At 69.4% G+C, this 20,514-nt stretch carries 18 protein-coding genes; 10 read left to right on the top strand and 8 right to left on the bottom strand.

Features of this window, described 5'->3' with window-relative positions; genetic code table 11:
- Positions 1-36: 36 nt before the first annotated feature.
- From AC3WOH_RS18950 to AC3WOH_RS18940, 3 genes are read right to left on the bottom strand one after another with little or no spacing between them, the layout of a single operon-like run.
- A complete protein-coding gene (locus tag AC3WOH_RS18950) occupies positions 37-645 on the bottom strand; it encodes a glutathione S-transferase family protein (protein ID WP_492230860.1) in 609 nt (202 codons plus the stop codon).
- A 22-nt stretch (positions 646-667) separates the two neighbouring features.
- A complete protein-coding gene (locus tag AC3WOH_RS18945; RefSeq protein WP_492230859.1) occupies positions 668-1,645 on the bottom strand; it encodes a 2-dehydropantoate 2-reductase in 978 nt (325 codons plus the stop codon).
- Positions 1,646-1,678: 33 nt separating this feature from the next.
- Positions 1,679-2,506 (bottom strand): aldolase/citrate lyase family protein, encoded by an 828-nt coding sequence (locus AC3WOH_RS18940; protein WP_492230858.1) that lies wholly within the window; start codon positions 2,504-2,506, stop codon positions 1,679-1,681.
- 126 nt (positions 2,507-2,632) lie between these two features.
- Here AC3WOH_RS18940 and radA point away from each other — a divergent pair, with 126 nt between their 5' ends.
- The 3 genes from radA (at position 2,633) to AC3WOH_RS18925 (ending at position 8,413) form a co-directional block, all read left to right on the top strand.
- A complete protein-coding gene (radA, locus tag AC3WOH_RS18935; protein WP_492230857.1) occupies positions 2,633-4,012 on the top strand; it encodes a DNA repair protein RadA in 1,380 nt (459 codons plus the stop codon).
- 163 nt (positions 4,013-4,175) lie between these two features.
- Positions 4,176-7,190, top strand: coding sequence for an MASE4 domain-containing protein (locus AC3WOH_RS18930; protein ID WP_492230856.1), 3,015 nt, complete (start codon positions 4,176-4,178; stop codon positions 7,188-7,190).
- Positions 7,187-8,413: an EAL domain-containing response regulator gene (locus tag AC3WOH_RS18925; protein WP_492230855.1), complete on the top strand. Its 1,227-nt coding sequence runs from the start codon at positions 7,187-7,189 to the stop codon at positions 8,411-8,413. Before AC3WOH_RS18930 ends, AC3WOH_RS18925 begins: the two co-directional genes overlap by 4 nt.
- Before the next feature lie 42 nt (positions 8,414-8,455).
- Here the strand turns inward: AC3WOH_RS18925 and AC3WOH_RS18920 are convergent, their stop codons facing one another.
- Positions 8,456-10,216 (bottom strand): methyl-accepting chemotaxis protein, encoded by a 1,761-nt coding sequence (locus AC3WOH_RS18920; protein ID WP_492230854.1) that lies wholly within the window; start codon positions 10,214-10,216, stop codon positions 8,456-8,458.
- 250 nt (positions 10,217-10,466) lie between these two features.
- Between AC3WOH_RS18920 and AC3WOH_RS18915 the strand changes: the two genes are divergently transcribed.
- Genes AC3WOH_RS18915 through AC3WOH_RS18890 form a run of 6 tightly spaced genes read left to right on the top strand, consistent with a single transcriptional unit; the run spans position 10,467 to position 15,166 of the window.
- Positions 10,467-10,901: a glycerate kinase gene (locus AC3WOH_RS18915; RefSeq protein WP_492230853.1), complete on the top strand. Its 435-nt coding sequence runs from the start codon at positions 10,467-10,469 to the stop codon at positions 10,899-10,901.
- A 40-nt stretch (positions 10,902-10,941) separates the two neighbouring features.
- The gene (locus AC3WOH_RS18910) at positions 10,942-11,880 is read left to right on the top strand and encodes a branched-chain amino acid transaminase (protein WP_184854884.1); all 939 of its coding nucleotides are present in this window, start codon (positions 10,942-10,944) and stop codon (positions 11,878-11,880) included.
- 3 nt (positions 11,881-11,883) lie between these two features.
- Positions 11,884-12,090 carry a zinc-finger domain-containing protein gene (locus AC3WOH_RS18905; protein ID WP_184854883.1) on the top strand — a complete coding sequence of 69 codons (207 nt, stop codon included), beginning with the start codon at positions 11,884-11,886 and terminating at the stop codon, positions 12,088-12,090.
- 3 nt (positions 12,091-12,093) lie between these two features.
- Positions 12,094-12,909 (top strand): glycosyltransferase family 2 protein, encoded by an 816-nt coding sequence (locus AC3WOH_RS18900; protein WP_492230852.1) that lies wholly within the window; start codon positions 12,094-12,096, stop codon positions 12,907-12,909.
- On the top strand, positions 12,906-14,165 hold the full coding sequence (locus AC3WOH_RS18895) for an O-antigen ligase family protein (protein ID WP_492230851.1): 1,260 nt from the start codon (positions 12,906-12,908) through the stop codon (positions 14,163-14,165). The genes AC3WOH_RS18900 and AC3WOH_RS18895 overlap by 4 nt, the downstream gene beginning before the upstream one ends.
- Before the next feature lie 26 nt (positions 14,166-14,191).
- A complete protein-coding gene (locus AC3WOH_RS18890; protein ID WP_492230850.1) occupies positions 14,192-15,166 on the top strand; it encodes a glycosyltransferase in 975 nt (324 codons plus the stop codon).
- Between the two features lie 10 nt (positions 15,167-15,176).
- Here AC3WOH_RS18890 and AC3WOH_RS18885 read toward each other — a convergent pair whose 3' ends face one another.
- Together AC3WOH_RS18885 and AC3WOH_RS18880 are read right to left on the bottom strand one after the other, a co-directional pair.
- A complete protein-coding gene (locus AC3WOH_RS18885) occupies positions 15,177-16,256 on the bottom strand; it encodes an NAD(P)H-dependent flavin oxidoreductase (RefSeq protein ID WP_492230849.1) in 1,080 nt (359 codons plus the stop codon).
- 36 nt (positions 16,257-16,292) lie between these two features.
- Entirely contained in the window at positions 16,293-17,165 is an 873-nt protein-coding gene (locus AC3WOH_RS18880) for a LysR substrate-binding domain-containing protein (protein WP_492230848.1), read from the bottom strand.
- Positions 17,166-17,252: 87 nt separating this feature from the next.
- On the opposite strand from AC3WOH_RS18880, the gene AC3WOH_RS18875 reads away from it, so the two are divergent.
- A complete protein-coding gene (locus AC3WOH_RS18875) occupies positions 17,253-18,503 on the top strand; it encodes a YbfB/YjiJ family MFS transporter (RefSeq protein WP_492230847.1) in 1,251 nt (416 codons plus the stop codon).
- On the opposite strand, the gene AC3WOH_RS18870 is transcribed toward AC3WOH_RS18875, so the two are convergent.
- On the bottom strand, positions 18,478-19,722 hold the full coding sequence (locus tag AC3WOH_RS18870) for a HAMP domain-containing sensor histidine kinase (protein WP_492230846.1): 1,245 nt from the start codon (positions 19,720-19,722) through the stop codon (positions 18,478-18,480). The genes AC3WOH_RS18875 and AC3WOH_RS18870 overlap by 26 nt on opposite strands.
- A gap of 6 nt (positions 19,723-19,728) precedes the next feature.
- The gene (locus AC3WOH_RS18865) at positions 19,729-20,445 is read right to left on the bottom strand and encodes a response regulator (RefSeq protein WP_184854875.1); all 717 of its coding nucleotides are present in this window, start codon (positions 20,443-20,445) and stop codon (positions 19,729-19,731) included.
- Between the last annotated feature and the right edge of the window lie 69 nt (positions 20,446-20,514).

Genomic DNA, 20,514 nt, shown 5'->3' with positions numbered 1-20,514 from the left:
GCAGGCTGCGGGGGCTTTTTGCTGGAGCGACGGGGCTCAGCCCAGCGCGCGCTGCACCGCAGGGCGGGTGCGCATGCGGGCCGTGTGGCCGGCCACCTTGGGGAAGGCCGTGATGTCCACGCCGTCCGACTTGAGCCACGAGGCAATGGTGAACAGGTAGGCGTCGGCCACCGAATACGCCTCGCCCAGCACCCAGGGGCCCTGCAGGTAGTGGGTCTCGATGAGCGTGAAGCTCTCGGTCATGGTCTGCGGCACCTTGCGCTGCATGTCGGCAATGGCGGCCGCATCGTCGGCCCAGCGCCCGGCACGCCGGCCATGGGCGTGGTTCACGTGCACGGTGGAGGCCAGGTAGCTGTTGAACTCCTGCATGCGTGCCAGGGCGAAGGGGTCGTCCAGCGGTGCAAGCTTCGCGGATGGGAAACGCTGCGCGATGTAGAGCAGCAGCGCGGGCGTTTCGGACAGCACGCCATGTTCGGTCACCAGCGTGGGCACGCGGCCCTTGGGGTTGATGGCCAGGTACTCGGGGCTGCGCTGCTGCTGGTTGGCAAAGTCCAGCGTCACGAGTTCATGGCCGGCATCGGCCTCGTGCAGTGCGATGTTCGCGGCCAGGGAGCAGGTGCCGGGGGCGGAATAGAGCTTGAGCATGGTTGCGTGGTGAAGTGGAAAATCAGTACAAGCCACGGGTGCGGGCCATCAGGCGAGCCAGGCCGAGCAGCGCGCCCGTGTGCGGGGTCGGTGTGTTGGTGATCTGCCCAAGCTCGTAGACGGCGCCCACCAGGGCGTCGATTTCCACGGGCTTGCCGGCCTCCACGTCCTGCAGCATCGAGGTCTTGAAGGCGCCGAGCTTGCGCGTCACGGCATGGCGGTCCTCGGGTTGTTGCTCGATGGGCAGGCCCAGCTGGGCGCCAATCGCCTTGGCCTCCAGCATCACGGCCGAGACGAAGCCGCGCACCAGCTCGTCGTCGAGGATGCGGTCGGTGGTGGCACCCGTGAGCGCGCTGATCGGGTTCACCGTGAGGTTGCCCCAGAGCTTGAACCAGATGTCCTTCTGGATGTTCGTGGAGGCCTCGATCTCGATGCCGCCGCGTTGCAGCACCTCGGCCAGCGATTGCAGCCGCGCGCTGGTGCTGCCATCGGGCTCGCCCACGATCAGGCGGTTGCCGAAATGCTGCTTGATGAAGCCCGGCGCCTCCACCGAGCAACTGGCATGCACCACGCTGCCCAGCACCTGGCGCGCGGGGATGGCGCGCGCAATGGCCCCACCCGGGTCCACCGACTCCAGCGTGCGCCCCTGGGCCGCGCCGCCACAGCCATCGAGGAACCACCAGGGCACGCCGTTCATGGCGGTCAGCACCACCGTCTGCGGGCCGACCAGCGGTGCCATGGCGCGCGCCACCTCGGGCAGGCCGGGCGCCTTCACGGCGATGACCACCAGGTCCTGCACGCCCAGGGCGGCCGGGCTGTCGCTGGCGCGCACGGGGGCGCTGGTGACACTGCCGTCCGGGCGGCGCAGGCGCAACCCGTCGGATTGCAGCGCCGCGAGCGTGGCGCCGCGCGCCACCAGGCTCACCTCGCAGCCTGCCTGGGCCAGGGCCAGGCCAATCCAGCCGCCAATGGCGCCGGCACCGTAGATACATGCTTTCATCGTCGTTGTCTCTTGCTGTTGTTGTCGGTTGATTCAATAGCCGTTGGGGCGTGCCTGCGCAGCCCCGTCCGGGCGAAAGCGCGCCAGCAGCTGCCGGGCCGCACTGGCCAGCAGCATGGTGTCGATGCCCACCGCCACAAAGCGCGCGCCCGCCGCGAGCCACTGGCGTGCCTGGGCTTCGTTGGTGGCGAGGATGCCGGGCGCCTTGCCCGCGCGCAGGATGCGCGCGATGCCCCCGTGGATGGCGGCCTGCACATCGGGGTGGCCGGGGTTGCCCGGGTGGCCCATCGACGCCGACAGGTCCGCCGGGCCGATGAACACGCCGTCGACGCCGGGCACGGCGGCGATGGCATCGAGGTTCTCCATCGCCTGCACCGTCTCGGCCTGCACCAGCAGGCAGACCTGGGCATTGGCCTCGTGCACATAGTCGGGGTAGGCCTGCCAGCGCGACGAACGTGCCAGCGCGCTGCCCATGCCGCGCACGCCCTCGGGCGCATAGCGCGTGGCGCGCACCAGCTCGCGCGCCTGCTCGGCCGTGTCCACCATGGGCACCAGCAGCGTGGTGGCGCCAATGTCCAGGTACTGCTTGATCAGCGCCGTGTCGCCCACGGGCACACGCGCGATGGGGTGGGGCGGCTGCGTTCCGGCCGGCAGCGCGCTGGTGGCGCTGGCCACGGCCTGCAGCAGGTGCAGCTGCGAGCGCAGGTCGTTGGGCGCGTGCTCGCCATCGAGCAGCAGCCAGTCGTAGCCCGTGCCGGCCAGGATCTCGGTGCTGTAGGCATCGGCCAGGCCCAGCCACAGGCCGAGCTGGGTGCGGCCTTCGGCCATGGCCTGCTTGAAGGTGTTGGTGGGGGTGTGCATGCGTGCGTGTCCGTGCGTCCGTCGTGTGCCAGGGCGACATCGTACGGGAGCCTGCGGCCATGCACAGGTGCACAGGGCATTTGCCGGCCGCTATAGTCACCCACCCGCTTCACGACACCCGACACCATGGCCAAGGACAAGACCGTTTTTACCTGCACCGAATGCGGCGGCACCAGCCCGCGCTGGCTGGGCAAGTGCCCGTCCTGCGGCGCCTGGAACTCGCTGATCGAACAGGTGGCCGACGCCGGGCCGGGCAAGAACCGCTACAGCACGCCGCAGCATGCGGGCCTGGCACAGGCCCAGGCGGTGATGCCGCTGTCGGCCATCGAGGCCAGCGACGTGGAGCGCACGGCCAGTGGCATCGACGAGCTCGACCGGGTGCTGGGCGGCGGCATCGTCGAGGGGGGTGTGGTGCTGATCGGGGGTGACCCGGGCATCGGCAAGTCCACCCTGCTGCTGCAGGCGCTCGATGCGCTGCAGCGCATGGGCCTGCCCACCTTGTATGTGACGGGCGAGGAGAGCGGTTCCCAGGTGGCGCTGCGCTCGCGCCGGCTGGGGCTGGACCACAGCCAGGTCAATGTGCTGGCAGAAATCCAGTTGGAAAAGATCCTCGCGACCATCGAATCCACCCAGCCCGCCGTGGCCGTGATCGACTCGATCCAGACCGTGTACTCCGACCAGCTCACCTCGGCCCCAGGCTCGGTGGCCCAGGTGCGCGAATGCGCGGCCCACCTCACGCGCGCGGCCAAGGCCACGGGCGTGGCCATCGTCCTGGTGGGCCATGTCACCAAGGAAGGGGCCCTGGCCGGCCCGCGTGTGCTCGAGCACATGGTGGACACGGTGCTGTACTTCGAGGGCGACACGCACAGCCAGTTCCGCCTGGTGCGCGCCATCAAGAACCGCTTCGGCGCGGTCAACGAAATCGGCGTGTTCGCCATGACGGAGAAGGGCCTCAAGGGCGTGAGCAACCCCAGCGCGATCTTTTTGAGCCAGCACAGCGAACCCGTGCCGGGCAGCTGCGTCATGGTCACGCTGGAGGGCACGCGCCCCATGCTGGTGGAGATACAGGCCCTGGTGGACAGCGGTGGCCCCAGCCCCCGGCGCCTCTCGGTGGGCCTGGACAAGGACCGCCTGGCCATGCTGCTGGCCGTGCTGCACCGCCACGCGGGCGTGGCCTGCATGGACCAGGACGTGTTCGTGAACGCCGTGGGCGGCGTGCGCATCAGCGAGCCTGCGGCCGACCTGGCGGTGATGCTGTCCATCACCTCCAGCCTGCGTGGCAAGGCGCTGCCCCGCGGTTTCCTGGCCTTTGGCGAGGTGGGGCTGGCAGGCGAGGTGCGGCCCGCGCCGCGCGGGCAGGAACGGCTCAAGGAGGCCGCCAAGCTCGGCTTCAGCGTCGCTGTGGTGCCCAAGGCGAATGCGCCCAAGAAGCCCATCGAGGGCCTCACCATCCACGCCGTGGAGCGTGTGGAAGAGGCGATGAACGTGGTGCGTGAAATGGGCTAACGCCCTTCCCTGGGCCGGCCCGGCAGCATTTTCCTTGCTCCTGCAGGGCACTTGGACTAAGCTGGTTCGGGTCCATTGGACGAATCTGCCCGGCGTCCGCCAATGCCCGCTTCAGAGGCACCTGCGGCGCCGCTAGCGATTGCAGAGGGAGGCTGCGTTGGCCATGGAGCATTCTCTGGGTTCGCCTTCTGACAGCGGGTCGGCCTTTCTGTCCACGCTGGATGCAGACACACGCCAGCGGCGTGTGGCCGTTGCCGCGATTTTTGCCTCCCTGCTGATCTTTCTGGCGATTGCGCCCTTTGCGCGCGTGGCCTTGCCGCAGGTGGGCGCCTTCATCCCCATCTACCAGACCGCCCTGGTCACCAGCGACCTGATCACCACCGTGCTGCTGTTCGGTCAGTACAGCTTTCTGCGTTCCCGTGCCTTGCTGGTGCTGGGGGCGGGTTACCTGTTCTGTGCCTGCATGGCGGTGGCGCACGGGCTGAGCTTTCCCGGGCTCTTTGCACCGGGCGGCGCCCTGGGGGCAGGCCCGCAAACCACGGCGTGGTTGTATTTTTTGTGGCATGGCGGCTTTCCGCTGTTTGTGCTCGCCTATGTCCATTGGAAGGACCGGTCGGGCCTGCGCGCGGGTGCCCATGCACCGGCGAAGGGTTCGGTGCGCCGCAGCATTGCAGGGGCCATCCTGTGCACCCTGGCGTTGGCGTTGGCGCTGGTGCTGCTGAGCACCACAGGCCATGACGCCCTGCCGGTGCTGATGCGCGGCAACCAGGACGATTCGGGCAAGCTCCTGGTGGCCGTGTGCACCTGGATCCTGTCGCTGGTGGCCTTGCTGTCCTTGTGGAGAAAAGCGCACAGCGTGCTGGACCTGTGGCTGATGGTGACCCTGGTGGCCTGGCTGCTGGACATCGCTCTGTCCTCGGTGCTCAACGGTGCGCGCTTTGACCTGGGCTTCTATGGCGGGCGGGTGTACGGGCTGCTGGCATCGTCCTTCGTGCTCATCGTGCTGCTGCTGGAGAGCAGCCGCCTCTACGGCGAGTTGGCCACGGCCCATGCGCGCGAACGCCAGCGCAGCGCAGAACTCGAAGTGGCGCGCAACGAGGCCGACGCGGCGGCCCAGGCCAAGTCCAACTTCCTGGCCGCGATGAGCCATGAAATCCGCACCCCCATGAACGGTGTCATCGGCATGATCGACGTGCTGGCGCGCTCCAGCCTGAAAAGCCCGCAGGTGGCGATGGTGGACCTGATCCGCGAGTCCGCGTTCTCGCTGCTGAGCATCATCGAGGACATCCTGGATTTCTCCAAGATCGAGGCCGGCCACATGGACGTGGAAAGCGAGCCCATGGCCGTGGGAGAGGTGGTCGAGAAGGTGTGCGTGATGCTCAACCGCCTGGCCGAGAAGCAGGGCGTTGAACTGAGCCTGTTCACCGACCCCGAAATTCCCGGCCTGGTGCGGGGCGACGCCTTGCGCCTGCGCCAGATACTGATCAACCTGGTGAACAACGCCATCAAGTTCTCCGCGGGCGGAAAGACCACCGGCCGCGTGGCGGTGCGCGCCGTGCTGGTAGAGGACGGCGCGCAGGGCGTCACCCTGGAATTCCAGGTCATCGACAATGGAATCGGCATGGGTGAGGCCACGCTGGCGACGCTGTTCACGGCCTTCACGCAGGCGGATGTCTCCACCACGCGGCGCTTTGGCGGCACCGGGCTGGGGCTGGCCATTTCCGGCAACCTGGCGCAGCGCATGGGGGGCAGCATCTCCGTGGTCAGCGCGCCCGGTGCGGGGTCCACCTTCACACTGCGCCTGCCTTTTGCGCGCGCCGCAGGCGCAAAGGAAGGTACTGCAGGCGCAAAGGACGGTGCTGCAGGCGCACAAGACGGGGCCCCCCCACCCCCCTCCCTGGTGGCCGGCCTGTCCTGCCTCATCATCGGTAACGGCAAGACGCTGTCGGGCGATCTGGTGACCTACCTCGCGAACGCGGGCGCGCACACACGGCATGTGGCGAGCCTGGAGGCGGCCGGGCGGCTGGCGCCCAGCCTGGCGCCCGGCCCCTGGGTCTGGGTGGTCAATACTGAGGCCGACAGTCCCGCATCGCTCGACCGCCTGCGCGCCATCGCGCGCTCCCATCCGGGGCTGAGTCAGCACTTCGTGGTCATCGGCCATGGCCCCCACCGCTACCCACCGCAGTTCGATTCAGACCGCGTCTCCGTGGACGGCAATGTGCTGACGCGCGCTGCGCTGTTGCGCGCCGTGGCCGTGGCGGCGGGGCGAGTGCCCTACCAGGACGAGCAGAACACGCTGGCGCCCGCGCGCCATGCGCCGGCGCCCCTGGCGCTGTCGCGCGAAGAGGCACGCCGCCAGCGCCGGCTGATCCTGGTGGTGGAAGACAATGAAATCAACCAGAAGGTCATCATGCAGCAGCTGTCGCTGCTGGGCCTGACCGCCGATCTGACCAGCGACGGCCTGCAGGCCCTGATACGCTGGCGCAGCGGTGACTATGCCCTGATCGTGACCGATCTGCACATGCCCGGCATGGACGGCTACCAACTGGCCTCGGTGATCCGCGCCGAGGAGCAGGAGCGCGCAAATGCGCGCATCCACGCCGCCGAAGCGGTGGAGCCGCCCGTTCGCATCCTGGCGCTGACCGCCAATGCCCTCAAGACGGAGGCCCAGCGCTGCAAGGATGCCGGCATGGACGACTACATGAGCAAGCCTGCCCCCCTGTCGGACCTGCAGGACCTGCTCGAGCGCTGGTTGCCCAAGCCCGCGCCGGCCACGCCGGCCCCGGGGGAGCGCAGCCCCGACCTGCAGCACCTGCCCGCCGGCCCGGTCGATGTCCAGGTCCTGCGCAGCCTGGTGGGGGAGGACCCGCAGGTCGTGCGCGAGTTTCTGCAGGCCTTTCGCAGCAGTGCCGCGCGCATTGCCCAGGAAGTGGAGCAGGCCTACTGTGCCGGCAGCGCGGCCAAGACCGTGGCAGCGGTGCACAAGCTCAAGTCTGCAGCGCGGTCGGTGGGCGCCATGGCGCTGGGGGACCTGTGCGCCGACATGGAGCAGGTGGGGGCGGCGGGGCAGATCGATGCGCTGTCGCTGGCCTTCCAGCATTTCAAGCTGGAGATGGCGACCGTCGATCGGCACCTGGTCGAGATCCTGTCCGGCGACCTGGGGGGCGGTGCGCCATGAGCGCCCGATCGGACATCCGCATCCTGGTGCTCGACGACGAGCCCTTCATGCTCATGCTGCTGGCCCGGCAACTGGCCAACCTGGGATTCACCCGGGTCGATACCTGCGACAACGGCCAGGCCGCGCTCGACCGGGTGGACGATGCCCTGCTGGCACCGCAGCTCATCCTGTGCGACCTCAACATGCCCGGCATGGATGGCGTGGAGTTCGTGCGCAAGCTGGTCGAGCACGGCTATACCGGTAGCCTGATCCTGGTCAGCGGGGAGGATGAACGCACCCTGCACTCGGCCCGCCGGCTGGTGCAGGCTCACCACATCGAAGTGCTGGGCAGCCTGCAAAAACCCGTGCCACCGCAGGCGCTGTTCCAGCTGGTGGAGCGGTGGGTGCCCGCGGCGCGGCTGGCCCAGCACCTGCACGGCAAGGGCTATGGCGTGGAGCGGCTGGCGCAGGCCATCCAGGCGGGAGAGCTGGTCAACCACTACCAGCCCAAGGTCTCGGTCTCGACCGGCGCGGTGGTGGGCGTGGAAACCCTGGTGCGCTGGCGCCACCCGGAGGACGGCCTGGTGTACCCGGACCAGTTCATCGGTTTGGCCGAGGCCCATGGATTGATCGACGCGCTCACCCAGGTGGTGCTGGCCCAGGCGCTGCGCGACAGCACCACCTGGGCGCGCGAGGGCCTCGCGCTCAAGGTGGCCGTGAATGTGTCCATGGACAACCTGCATGCCCTGGAATTCCCCGAGCGGATCACCGCCGTGGCCGCGGCGGCCGAGGTCAAGCCCCAGTCCATCGTGCTGGAGGTGACGGAAAGCCAGCTGATGAAGGATCTGCGTGCGCCGCTGGAAATCCTCACGCGCCTGCGCCTGCGCCGGTTCAAGCTCTCCATCGATGATTTCGGCACCGGCCATTCATCCCTGGCACAGCTGCGCGATGTGCCTTTCGATGAACTCAAGATCGACCAGGGTTTCGTGCACGGCGCCCACCACAACGAAACCTTGCGCGCCATTTTCTTTGCCAGCCTGGGCCTGGCCAAGGAGCTGGGCATGGAGGTGGTGGCCGAGGGCGTGGAGGACGCCGACGACTGGGGCTTTCTGCTCCAGTCGGGCTGCGATCTGGCCCAGGGCTACTTCATTGCGCGGCCCATGCCCGCCGACCAGATTCCGGCCTGGGTCAGGGACTGGAGCGCGCGCTGGGCGGCCGAGCACCCCGTCCACCCACCTCGGTGAGGCATACCCCGCAGGAGCCCTTTGGCCCGGGCGGCTCTCCGATCAGAAGGATTCCCAGTCGTCGTCCGATCCCTTGGCCTTGGCCGGTGCTGCGGCAGGGGCCGGGGGGGCCTTGGCAGCGGCGGGCGCGGCCTTGGGGGCCTGCAGCTTGCGGGCTGCGCTGGCCGGCGCGGCGACCTTCTTTGTGGCCTGGGCGGCAGGCGCGCGCGGAGACACGGCGGAGAGCGCGGGGCGGGGCGCTGGCGCGGCCGGCGGCTGGTAGCCCACATTGAACACCGAGACCACCTCGGCCAGGCGCTGGGCCTGGTCGCGCAGCGACGAGGCGGCCGCGGCGGACTCTTCCACCAGGGCGGCATTCTGCTGCGTCATCTGGTCGAGCTGGGTCACGGCCACGTTCACCTGGGCGATACCGTCGCGCTGCTCGGACGACGAGGCCGTGATCTCGCCGATCAGGTCCGAGACGCGGCGCACGCTGCTGACGATCTCGTCCATGGCCTGGCCGGCCTGGGTGACCTGACCGGAGCCGGTTTCCACCGATTCCACCGAGGCCGTGATCAGGCCCTTGATTTCCTTGGCCGCTTCGGCGCTGCGCTGGGCCAGGCTGCGCACCTCGCTGGCCACGACGGCAAAGCCCCGGCCCTGCTCGCCGGCGCGCGCGGCTTCCACAGCGGCGTTGAGCGCCAGGATATTGGTCTGGAAGGCGATGGAGTCGATCACGCCGATGATGTCGGCGATCTTGCGCGAACTGTTGGTGATGGTCTGCATGCTGTCGACCACCTGGGCCACCACCTCGCCGCCGCGGCCGGCGGCCTGCGCGGCCGTGCTGGCCAGCTGGTTGGCCTGGCGCGCCGTATCGGCCGACTGGGTCACGGTGGCGGTCAGCTCCTCCATGCTGGCGGCGGTTTCCTCCAGGTTGGCGGCGGTCTGTTCTGTGCGCGATGACAGGTCGTGGTTGCCGGTGGCGATTTCCACCGAGGCGTTGGACATCGAATCCACGCCGGTGCGCACCTCGGACACGAGCGCGCGCAGGCGCTCGGCCATCTGCGACACCGTGCGCAGCAGGTGGCCGAACTCATCCTGCCGGTCGTCCTTGGCCTGCACCGTGAGATCGCCGCCGGCAATCGCGTCGGCCAGTTCCACCGCGCGGTCCAGCGGCCGGCTGATGGAGCGCACCAGCAGGAAGGACAGCACCAGGCCGAGCACGAACACCAGGCCCTGGATCGCCCAGGCCAGCACCCGTGCGCGGCCCAGGGCGGCGCCGGCTTCCTGCTTGGCGGCGTCGCGCTGCGACTGCTGCAGCTGCACGAAGGCTTCGAGCGAGTCCACATAGCTGCCGATGGCCGCGAGGTACTGGCGCTCCACGAAGGTCTTGAAGGCCCCGGCATCGCCGCCTTGCTTGATCTCGCGCGCCTGCTTGTTCAGGGCCAGGATCTTGGTGCGCTCCGACGCCACGCGCTCCAGCGCCGCCTTGTCGGCGGGGCTGGTGGCCAGTTCCACCACCTTGGCCTGGATGGCCGAGATGCCGGTCACGCCGGCCTTGACGCGGCCATCGAACAGCGTGGTCAGGTCCGCATCGGGCGTGGAATTGCTGGCCAGCACGCGCTCGCCCGTGGTTTCGGTCGCGCCCTTCCACTGCAGTGCCAGGGTGATGCGCTGGTCGTAGGACTGCAGCGAGGCCATGGCCTCGCCCACGACGCTGTCGGTCCGGGCCTGGGCCCAGAGGGACACCAGCAGCATGGCCCCCAGCAGGCCCACGATGGACCCCCAAAGCTTGGGGGAAAGGCGTATGTCGTCCAGTTTCATGGCTTGTGCTCCCGCAGGCATCACCCGGCGTATCAGGTTGTATCAACCGGGCGAGCGTAAACCGCGGCGCCCGGTTGCGCCATACGGCGGCCGCGGCCCTGCATTTGATGTAGCGTTTGCACAACGAAATGAGCGTCTCTGCCACAAGGGCGCGGTCTGCGCGGGGTTCTGGTGCTGCTGCCGGGAGGGCCCTGCAGGCCTGCGGTCTTCACGGATGGCCGTGCGCGCCGGGCATAAGACAATACCGCCCATGAATTTTCGCAATATCGTGGTGCCGCTCGCGGCGGTGGGTGGCCTGGCATTTGGCTATGTGCAATATGGGTGGCCGGGTGTGGCGGCCGTGGGCGGCGGGCTCATGATGTGGGCGCTGCTGCACTTCACGCGCCTCATGAATGTGCTGAAAAAAGCGGCAGACCGGCCCATCGGCCACGTCGGCAGCGCCGTCATGCTCAACGCCAAGCTGCGCCCCGGGGTGAACCTCATGCATGTGGTGGCCATGACGCGCTCGCTGGGCCAGCTGTTGTCCGACGATGGTGCCCAGCCCGAGCTGTACCGCTGGACGGATGGATCCCGCTCCTTCGTGACCTGCGAGTTCAAGAATGGCAAGCTCGTGAAGTGGGAACTGGTGCGCCCCGCCCAGGACGAGGCGCCGGCTCCGGTGGCCGAGGTCCCTCCGGCCCCGTAAAATCGCTGTTTTGCGACCTACAGCAACCCAAAGGACCCCCATGAGCCCCGTAGTTCCCTCAATGGCCGACCGTGACGGCAAGATCTGGATGGACGGCCAGATGGTGGATTGGCGCGACGCCAAGATCCACGTGCTGACCCATACCCTGCACTACGGCTGCGGCGCGTTCGAAGGCGTGCGTGCCTACAAGACGGCCGACGGCACCGCCATCTTCCGCCTGGAAGAGCACACCGACCGCCTGTTCAACAGCGCCAAGATCCTGCGCATGAAGATTCCCTTCAGCAAGGACGAAGTGAACGAGGCCCAGAAGGCTGTGGTGCGCGAAAACAAGCTCGAATCGTGCTATCTGCGCCCATTGACCTGGATCGGCTCGCAAAAGCTCGGCGTTTCGCCCAAGGGCAACCAGATCCACCTGATGGTGGCCGCCTGGGCCTGGGGCGCCTACCTGGGCGAGGAAGGCATGAAGCGCGGCATCCGCGTCAAGACCAGCAGCTACACGCGCCACCACGTGAACATCACGATGACCCAGGCCAAGGCGGTGAGCAACTACACCAACTCCATCCTGGCCAACATGGAAGCCCTGGACGACGGCTACGACGAGGCCCTGCTGCTCGACAGCAGCGGTTTCGTGAGCGAAGGCGCGGGCGAGAACATCTTCGTGATCAAGAACGGCGTGATCTACACGCCCGATCTGTCGGCCGGTGCCCTGAACGGCATCACGCGCAACACCGTGTTCCACATTGCAAAGGACCTGGGCCTGGAAATCGTGCAAAAGCGCATCACGCGCGACGAGGTCTACATCGCCGACGAAGCCTTCTTCACCGGCACGGCGGCCGAAGTCACGCCGATCCGCGAGCTCGACCGCATCGAGCTCGGTAGCGGCAGCCGCGGCCCGATCACCGAAAAAATCCAGAGCGCCTTCTTTGACATCGTCAACGGCCGCAACCCGAAATACGCCCACTGGCTCGCAAAGGTCTGAACGATGTCCCAAGCTGTGATCGAACTGCTGGCCAAGGACCTGAACGCCCAGGGCGGGGTCTTCTGCCCCAGCCCCAAGGCCGACATGAAACTGTGGAACAGCCACCCCAAGGTCTATCTGGACGTGGGCCGCAGCGGCGAGGCCAAGTGCCCCTACTGCGGAACGGTGTACCGCCTGAAGGCGGGCGAGCACGTGCACGCTGGCCACTGACCCATGTCGGTGGCCGCTGGCGACGCAAAGGCGTCGCCCACGCTCACGGTGGCGGTGCTCACGCACAACGAAGCCCACCGTATTGAAGCCTGCCTGCGCAGCGCGGCCTTCGCCGATCAGGTGCTGGTCGTCGACAGTGGCAGCACGGACAACACGGTCGCCCTGGCCCAGGGCCTGGGCGCGGAAGTCCATTCCTACCCCGACTGGCAGGGCTTTGCCGTGCAGCGCAACCGCCTGCTCGCCCATGCGCGCGGCGACTATGTGTTCTTTCTCGACGCTGACGAGGTCATGACGCCTGCTTTCCAGCAGGAGGTGCAGGCCATCGTGCGTTCGGGCGAGCGCGCGGTATGGACCATCCGCTGGCGCATGGTGGCCTTTGGTCAGGAGCTGCGCTACTTCCTCTCGCAGTCGCGCATCGAGCGCCTGTTCGTGCGCTCCATGGTCCGTGAGTTCACGGGCGTGGTGCACGAGCAGGCCCAGCTGCACCCCGAGCCCGGCGGCGCTGCAGTGCCCCGCCGCCTGGTGCGCGCGCGCCTGCTGCACTACACGCGCAACTCCGTGCGCACCAGCCTCGAAAAGCTCACGCAGTACGTGATGCTGGGCGCTGCCAAGCGCGCCGAGCTGGGCAAGCGTGGCGGCGTGCTGCGCGGCCTGGCTTCGGGCGGCTCGATGTTCCTGCGCCTGTACGTGTTCCGCCTGGGCTTTCTGTGCGGGGGCGCGGGTTTCCTGTACAGCCTGTTTGTGGCGCTGGAAGGCTTCTTCCGCTATGCCGCGCTGCACTACGACCGCGACAGCCTCACGGGCCGGGTGATCCGGTGACGGTCCGCACCTACCGCTGGTTCGGGCGCAGTGCCAGCGTGGGCGCCTTCATGGTGCCCGGCCTGGCGCTGTGGCTGCCGTCCGGCTACTCCTACGGTGCGGCGCTGCTGCTGCTGGCGGCATTGGCCAGCGCCTCGGTGTGGTGGCGGCGCCCGGCGCCGCGTGCCGCCTGGTGGCTCACGGCGGCCTTCTCGTGCATGGCCGCGCTGTGGCTGCTCGACGTGGGCGCCACCTGGGGCTGGGGCAGCATGGACCGCCCGGCCAAGTACCTGTTGGCCTTGCCCTGCATCTTCTACCTCATGACCTTCGAGCCGCGGGCCTCCTGGCTGTGGATGGGCGTGGCAGTGGGGGCCGTGGGCAGCGGGTTGGTGGCGATCTATCAGATCTGTGTGCGGCAATTGCCGCGCGCCGATGGTTTCACCAACGCCATCCAGTACGGCAACCTGAGCATGCTGCTGGCCGTGATGAGCGGCCTGCTGCTGGTCGTGCAGTGGCGGCGCTGGGTGGCCTGGCAGCGGCTGCTGCTGGGGGCCGCCATCGTCCTGGGCGCGGTGGGCTCGGTGCTTTCGCAGTCGCGCGGCGGCTGGCTGGCGCTGGTGCTGCTGCTGCCCGTGTGCGCCTGGCTGCTGGTGCGCACCACGGGCCAGCGGCGTGTGTACTGGGGCCTGTGCGTGCTGGCCATTGCCGCGGCCGCGCTGTCGCAGGTGCCGGCCGTGGAGCAGCGCGTGGACGAGGCGCGCCAGGAAATGCAGGTCTACCAGCAGCGCGGCGATGGCCGCAGCTCGGTGGGTCAGCGCCTGGCCCACTGGCAGCTGGCCTGGCAGATGGGTTGGGACCGGCCCTTCACCGGCTGGGGCCGGGCCGGCTACGAGCAGGAAAAGGCACGCCGCGTGGCCGCCGGCCTCGCGCACCCCGTGGTGTTGGAGTTCGGCCATGCGCACAACGAGGTGCTGGACCTGTTCGCCAAGCGCGGCCTGCCCGGCGTGCTGCTGCTGTTCGCGTTCTACGGCATCCCGCTGGTGATGTTCTGGCCCACGGCGCGGCGCATCCGCGACGGCGCCGGCAAGATGGACCGCGAATCGCTCTCGCTGTGCCTGGTCGGCGTGATGCTGCCGCTGTCGTACATCGGCTTCGGGCTGACCCAGGTCTTCCTGGCGCACAACAGCGGCAACATGTTCTACCTCTTCATGTGCCCGCTGGTGCTGGCAGCCCTGCACGAGCGGCGTGCGCGCATCGGCTGCGGCCGCCCCTTCTGACCACGACGACAGGTATCCTTTCTCCCATGCACATCCTGCTGGTCAACAACTCCCCCATTCCGGTGTACGGCTACGGCGGTACCGAGCGCGTGATCTGGGACCTGGGCAAGACCCTGGTGCAACTGGGCCACCGCGTGAGCTACCTCGTGCCCGAGGGCTCGAGCTGCGATTTCGCCCAGGTGCTGCCCATCAAGCCCGATGAGCCCTGGGACGGCCAGATTCCGGCCGACGTGGACATCACCCACTTCCAGTTCAACCCGCGCAGCGAGCCCTCGCGCCCCTACCTGGTCACCGAGCACGGCAATGCGCGCAAGCCCAAGCCGCTGCCGCTGAACACCGTGTTCCTGTCGCGCAACCATGCGGCGCGCTATGGCTCCACCGAGTTCGTCTACAACGGCCTCGATTGGTCGGCCTACGGCCCAGTGGACTTTGCGCGCCCGCGCGACCACTACCACTTCCTGGGCAAGGCGGCCTGGGGCGTGAAGAACGTGGCCGGCGCCATCAAGGTGGCCAAGCTCGCGGGCGTGGAGCTCGACGTGCTGGGCGGCGACCGCATCAACTTCAAGCGCGGTTTCCGCTGGACGCTGTCGCGCCGCATCCATTTCTTCGGCATGGTCGGTGGCCCGCAGAAGAACGAGCTGCTCAACGCCTCGCGCGGCCTGATCTTTCCCGTGCGCTGGCACGAGCCCTTCGGCCTGGCCGTGATCGAAAGCCTGTACTTCGGCTGCCCGGTGTTCAGCACGCCCTACGGCGCCTTGCCCGAGCTGGTGCCTGCCGAGTGCGGCAGCCTGTCGGCCAGTGCCAGCGCGCTGGCCGAAGCCGTGCGCACTCACAAGGCCGACCCGCGTGCCTGCCACGCCCATGTGCAGCAGCACTTCAGCGCCGAGGCCATGGCGCGCGGCTACCTGCGCTACTACGAGCGCGTGCTGGCTGGCGAGGTGCTGCACCGCGAACACCCGGTGATCCAGGGCACGGCCCGCGATCTCCCCTGGACGCGCTGAGCCGCGTGCTTCAGGCCACCGCGCCCACGCGCGCGCAGGCCTGTCTCCATTCCTCTTCCAGCAGCGCCACCAGCGCGCCGGCGGCCATGGGCCGCACCGCCTCCACACCCTGGCCGGCCCAGAGCGACAGGTAGTCGGCCCGGCCGGCCTCGTTCGAGGCCTTGCGCAGCGCGCCCGTCAGCGCGTTCTGCACGGGGTAGGGTGGCACGGCCCCCTCATCGGCCTGCAGGCGGTCCATCAGCGCATTGACGATGCCGCGCGCGTGGCGCCCCGTCAGCGCCCGCGTGGTGCGCGTATCGGTGCCCTTGGCGGTCGCCAGCGCCTGGCGGTAGGGGACGCCTATGCCCGATTCGTCGCAGGACAAAAAGGCCGTGCCCATTTGCACGGCCTCGGCACCCAGCGCCTGCGCGGCGGCGATGCCGCGACCGTCCATGATGCCGCCGGCCGCGACCACGGCCACGCCGCGTGGCGCCAGCACATCCACGCAACGCGGCACCAGGGCCATGGTGCCGATCATCGAAGAGGCGAAGTCACCGAGGAAGGTGCCCCGGTGCCCGCCCGACTCCATTCCCGAGGCACAGACCGCGTCGGCCCCCACGTCGGCCCAGGCCACGGCTTCGGCCACCGTGGTGGCCGTGCCGATCACATAGCAGCCCGCGGCGTGCAGGCGCTCCACCTGCGCGGCGGACAGGATGCCGAAGGTGAAGCTCGCCACCGCCGGGCGCGCGGCGATCAGTGCGTCGAACTGCGCCGCGAAGTCCTCGCACCAGCGCGCGGGCGCGGCCGGCTGCTGGCCGAACTCGGCATACAGGGGGGCCAGCCGCGCCACGGCGGCGTCCACGCTGGCCGCGTCGGGTGTGGGCGTGTCCTGCACGAAGAGGTTCATGCAGAAAGGCTGGTCGGTGCGCCGACGCACCTCGGCCGCCGCCTCGGCCATGGCCGTGGGCGAGCGCATGCCGCAGCCCAGCGAGCCCAGGCCGCCCGCCGCAGAGACGGCGGCGGCCAAAGCCGGGGTGTCGGAGCCGGTCATCGGCCCCTGGATGATGGGCAGGCGGAGCGAGAGGGTGGCGCGAAGGCTGCGGTCGGACATGGCGGACTCCTGGAGCGGGGGGAAGTGAAAAAGCGGTCAGTCGGCAGACAGGGCCTGCTGCAGCGCGTCCAGCGCGCTGGAGCGGTAGCCCTTGCGCCAGGTGAGCAGGGTGTCGATGCGGGTGATCGGCTGGTGGCTCAACAGGGTGGCGTGGGGCGTCATGGCCAGCACCGAGCGCGGCACGATGCCGGCACAGCTCCCAGCGGCCACGCAGGCCAGGATGGCGTGGTAGGAGCCCAGTTCCAGCACCTGCATGGGCTGCGGCCGCGGGGCGAACCAGTCCTGCCCGATGCGCCGGTAGGTGCAGCCCGGCTCGAACACCGCGAGCGCGCCGGGCTGCACCTCCTCGGGCCCGGCCACGGCCGGGTGGCCTGCGGGCAGCACCAGCAGCAGCTCTTCGGTGAACACGGGCCGGGTCTCGAAGACCGGGTCTGGCGCCTGGCCCGGGGGCCAGGCCACCAGCACGGCGTCGAGCGCGTGGGCACGCAGCCGTTCCACGAGCTCCCGGGTGGGGGCGGTCGAGAGTTCCAGCGCCACCCCCGGCCATTGGCCATGCAGCCGCGCCAGGGGCACGGGCAGGCGGCTCGCGGCCGTGCTTTCCATCGAGCCCAGGCGCAAGCGTCCGCCCGGCGGGCCGGGGCGCACCGCCTGGCGTGCCTCTTCGGCCAGCGCCAGCAATTGGTCGGCAAAGCCCAGCAGCACCTGCCCTTCGGGCGTGAGCGCCATGCGCCTGCCTTCGCGCAGGAACAGGGGGGTGCCCAGGTCCGCCTCGAGCTGCTGCACCCGGGTGGTCACATTGGACTGCACGCGCCCCAGCCGTTCGGCCGCGCGCGTGACGCTGCCTTCAGCCGCCACGGTGCGGAAGATGTCCAGGGCTGCCAGATCGAGCGGGGAGGGTGATTCGACCATCTTGAAAAAGTATGAATTACAAAAATTCAATCTCTTGTTAAGATGATACGCCGCGGCATCCGCCGTGGCAACCCTTTGGGTACCCCTATGGACCAGGTGTCATCTTCCCCTTCCCCCGCCCGGGTGCATGCGTCTGAGCTGGCGCCCCTGCGGGTCGCGCTGGCCGGCATGGTCGCCCTGGCCGTGGCCATGGGCATCGGCCGTTTTGCCTTCACCCCGCTGCTGCCCATGATGCTGCACGATGGCGTGGTCGACATCGCCACGGGCAGCTGGCTGGCCACGGCCAACTACGCCGGCTACCTGGCCGGAGCGCTGCTCTACATGGCTCTGCCATGGTTGGCGCGGCGCGCCGCAGCAGCGGTACCCGGCAATGCGGCGCTGTCGCGTGGCGGCTTGGTGGCCACGGTGCTGCTCACGGGCCTGCTCGCCTGCCCGTGGCCGGCATCGTGGCCGCTGCTGCGCTTTGTGGCCGGGGTGGCCAGCGCGCTGGTGTTCCTGGGCACGGCCAACTGGTGCATGGGGCAGCTCACGCGCCTCGGGCAGCCCCAGCTCGCCGGCCTGATCTTCTGCGGACCGGGCCTGGGCATCGTGGCCACGGGCCTGCCTACGGGCGCCATGGTCGCCGCGGGCTGGAGCGCTGCGGCCGGCTGGGCCACCTTTGCCGCACTGGCGGCGCTGCTGTGCGCCGGGATCTGGCCGGTGCTGCGTGGCCGCGAGGCGCCCGGTGCTGTGGCGGGTGCGAGCGCTGCCCAGGCCCTGCCGGCGGCCCGTCCGGCGGCGCTGCGGGCCCTGCATGCGCTGGCCTATGGCCTCGCGGGCCTGGGCTACATCGTCACCGCGACCTTTCTGCCTGTGATCGCGCGCGCCGCACTGCCGGCCGGCTCGGTCTGGCCCGACCTGTTCTGGCCCGTGTTCGGCGCCGGTGTGGCACTGGGTGCATGGCTCTCGACGCGCATTGCGCCCCACCGCGACCGCCGCTGGCTGCTGGCCGGGGCCTACCTGCTGCAGGCATCGGGCATTGCCCTGGGCGTGCTCTGGCCCAGCCCGGCAGGCTTTGCGCTGGGCAGCCTGCTGCTCGGCCTGCCCTTCACCGCCATCACCTTCTTCGCCTTGCAGGAGGCGCGCCACCAGTGGCCCCAGTCCGCCGCGGGATTCACGGGTTTGCTGACCGCCCTGTACGGCATCGGCCAGATCGCCGGGCCACCCATGGCGGCTGCACTGCTGGCCCAGGCCGGTTCGCGGGCGCAGGGCTTCGACTGGGCGCTGGGGGTGGCGGGCTCGGTGCTGGTGCTGGGCGCGGGGCTCTATGCCTTCATGGCGTGGCGCTGGCGGAAGTGACTGGCAAGCGGAGCACAAAGCACGCGCCGCCCGCGCCATCGGGCCGGTCCTCGCAGAACACCACGCCGTTGTGCCGCCCCGCAATGGAACGCACCAGGGCCAGGCCCAGGCCCACGCCGCCCGCACGTTCGCTGGCGCCGGGCAGGCGGTAGAAGGGCTCGAAGATGCGCTCGCGCTGGCTCGCCGGCACGCCCGGCCCCTGGTCGCTCACGCGCACCTCGGCATGGCCCTGGCGGCGCAGCACGGCCACGCTGATCTCGCCCGTGCTGTAGCGCCGGGCGTTCTCCAGCAGGTTGCGGATGGCGCGGCGCAGCAGCTTGGAGATGCCCTGCACGTCCACGCCATCGGGGCTGGCACCTACGTCCAGGTCGGCATCCACACGCGCGCACTCCTCGGCCGCCAGGCCCACCAGGTCCACCAGTTCCACCGTGCCCACATCGGCCTCGCGCGCATCCAGGCGGCTGGCCAGCAGGATCTCGTCGACCAGTTGGTCGAGCTCCGCGATGTTGCGCAGGATCTCGGCGCGGAAGGCTGGTGAGGGCTGTTGCCCGCCCATGAGTTCCATGCCCATGCGGATGCGCGTGAGCGGCGAGCGCAGCTCGTGCGAGGCATTGGCCAGCAGCGACTTGTGCGACTTGACCAGGCTCTCCACACGCGCGGCGGCGGCATTGAACTGGCGCGCCAGGTCGGCGACTTCGTCCTGGCCCTGCTCGGGCACGCGCACCGACAGGTCGCCTTCGCCGAAATGCTTGACGCTGCGCTGCAGCGCCTCCAGCCGCAGGGTCAGGCGCCGGATGATGGGGTACACGCCCACGGCCACGGCCAGGCCCACGATGCCCAGCAGCCAGAGAAAGCCGAAGGGCGGGCGGGTCCAGAACGCGGCATCCCCGTTGCCCGGGCGGCCACCACCGCGGTTCTGGCGCGGCGCCATCTGCAGCACGAAGGCCTGGCCGGTGTCGGATTCGATGTGGAATTCCACGTTCTCGCCGGGCTCCGACGGCTGCCGCGTGGCGGGCCCGCGAAAGACCACATCGCCCTTGGCGTCGCGCAGCACCATCTCGCGCGAGGGGGGCACAAAGGGCTGGTTGTTGCTCGCCTTCTGTTCCTCGGCGATGCGCCAGGCCCAGCCCACGACCAGCGTGAGCACGGCGATGCCGCCGACCACGGCGAGCCAGATGCGCAGGTACAGGCGCCGGGCGAAGGGGTTGGACAGGCTCACAGCGCGTCAGTCCTGCTGCTTGGCGAACACATAGCCCACGCCGCGCACGGTGAGGATGCGGCGCGGGTTCTTGGCATCGGCCTCGATGGCCGCGCGGATGCGGCCCATGTGCACGTCGATGGAGCGGTCGAAGGCCTCCAGCTCGCGGCCGCGCACGGCCTCCATGATCTGGTCGCGCGTGAGCACACGGCCCGCGCGCTCGGCCAGCGCCACCAGCAGGTCGAACTGGTAGGAGGTCAGGTCGGCCGGCTGCCCGCCCACGGTGACGGTGCGCGCGTCGCGGTCGATCTCCAGCGTGCCGAAACGCAGGGCCTGCGCGGCGGGCGCCGTGCCATCGGTGCGCCGGCGCAGGATGGCGCGGATGCGCGCGAGCAGCTCGCGCGGCTCGAAGGGCTTGGGCAGGTAGTCATCGGCACCGAGTTCCAGGCCGATGATGCGGTCCATGGGGTCGCCCTTGGCCGTGAGCATGAGCACCGGCACCTGGGCTGCCGGGCCCTGCAGCGAGCGGATGCGGCGGCAGACCTCCAGGCCGTCCATGTCGGGCAGCATCAGGTCCAGGATCACCAGGTCGGGCAGGGCGGCGGCATCGGGCCCCTGCAGCTCGGCCAGGCCGCTCTTGCCGTCGGCGCGGTGCGTCACCACCAGGCCGGACTGGCCCAGGTACTCGCCCACCATCTCGGCGAGGCGGGCGTCGTCTTCGATCATCAGCAGTTGGGAGCTCATGGGTTCAGTGTATTGGGTACACCCTATGCTCGCCCACAGGCGTCACGCCGTGTTGTAGCCTCTGTAAAG

This window comes from Acidovorax sp. FW305-C-20-28, from assembly GCF_058783375.1.
This window is presented reverse-complemented; position numbering and strand designations above follow the sequence as displayed.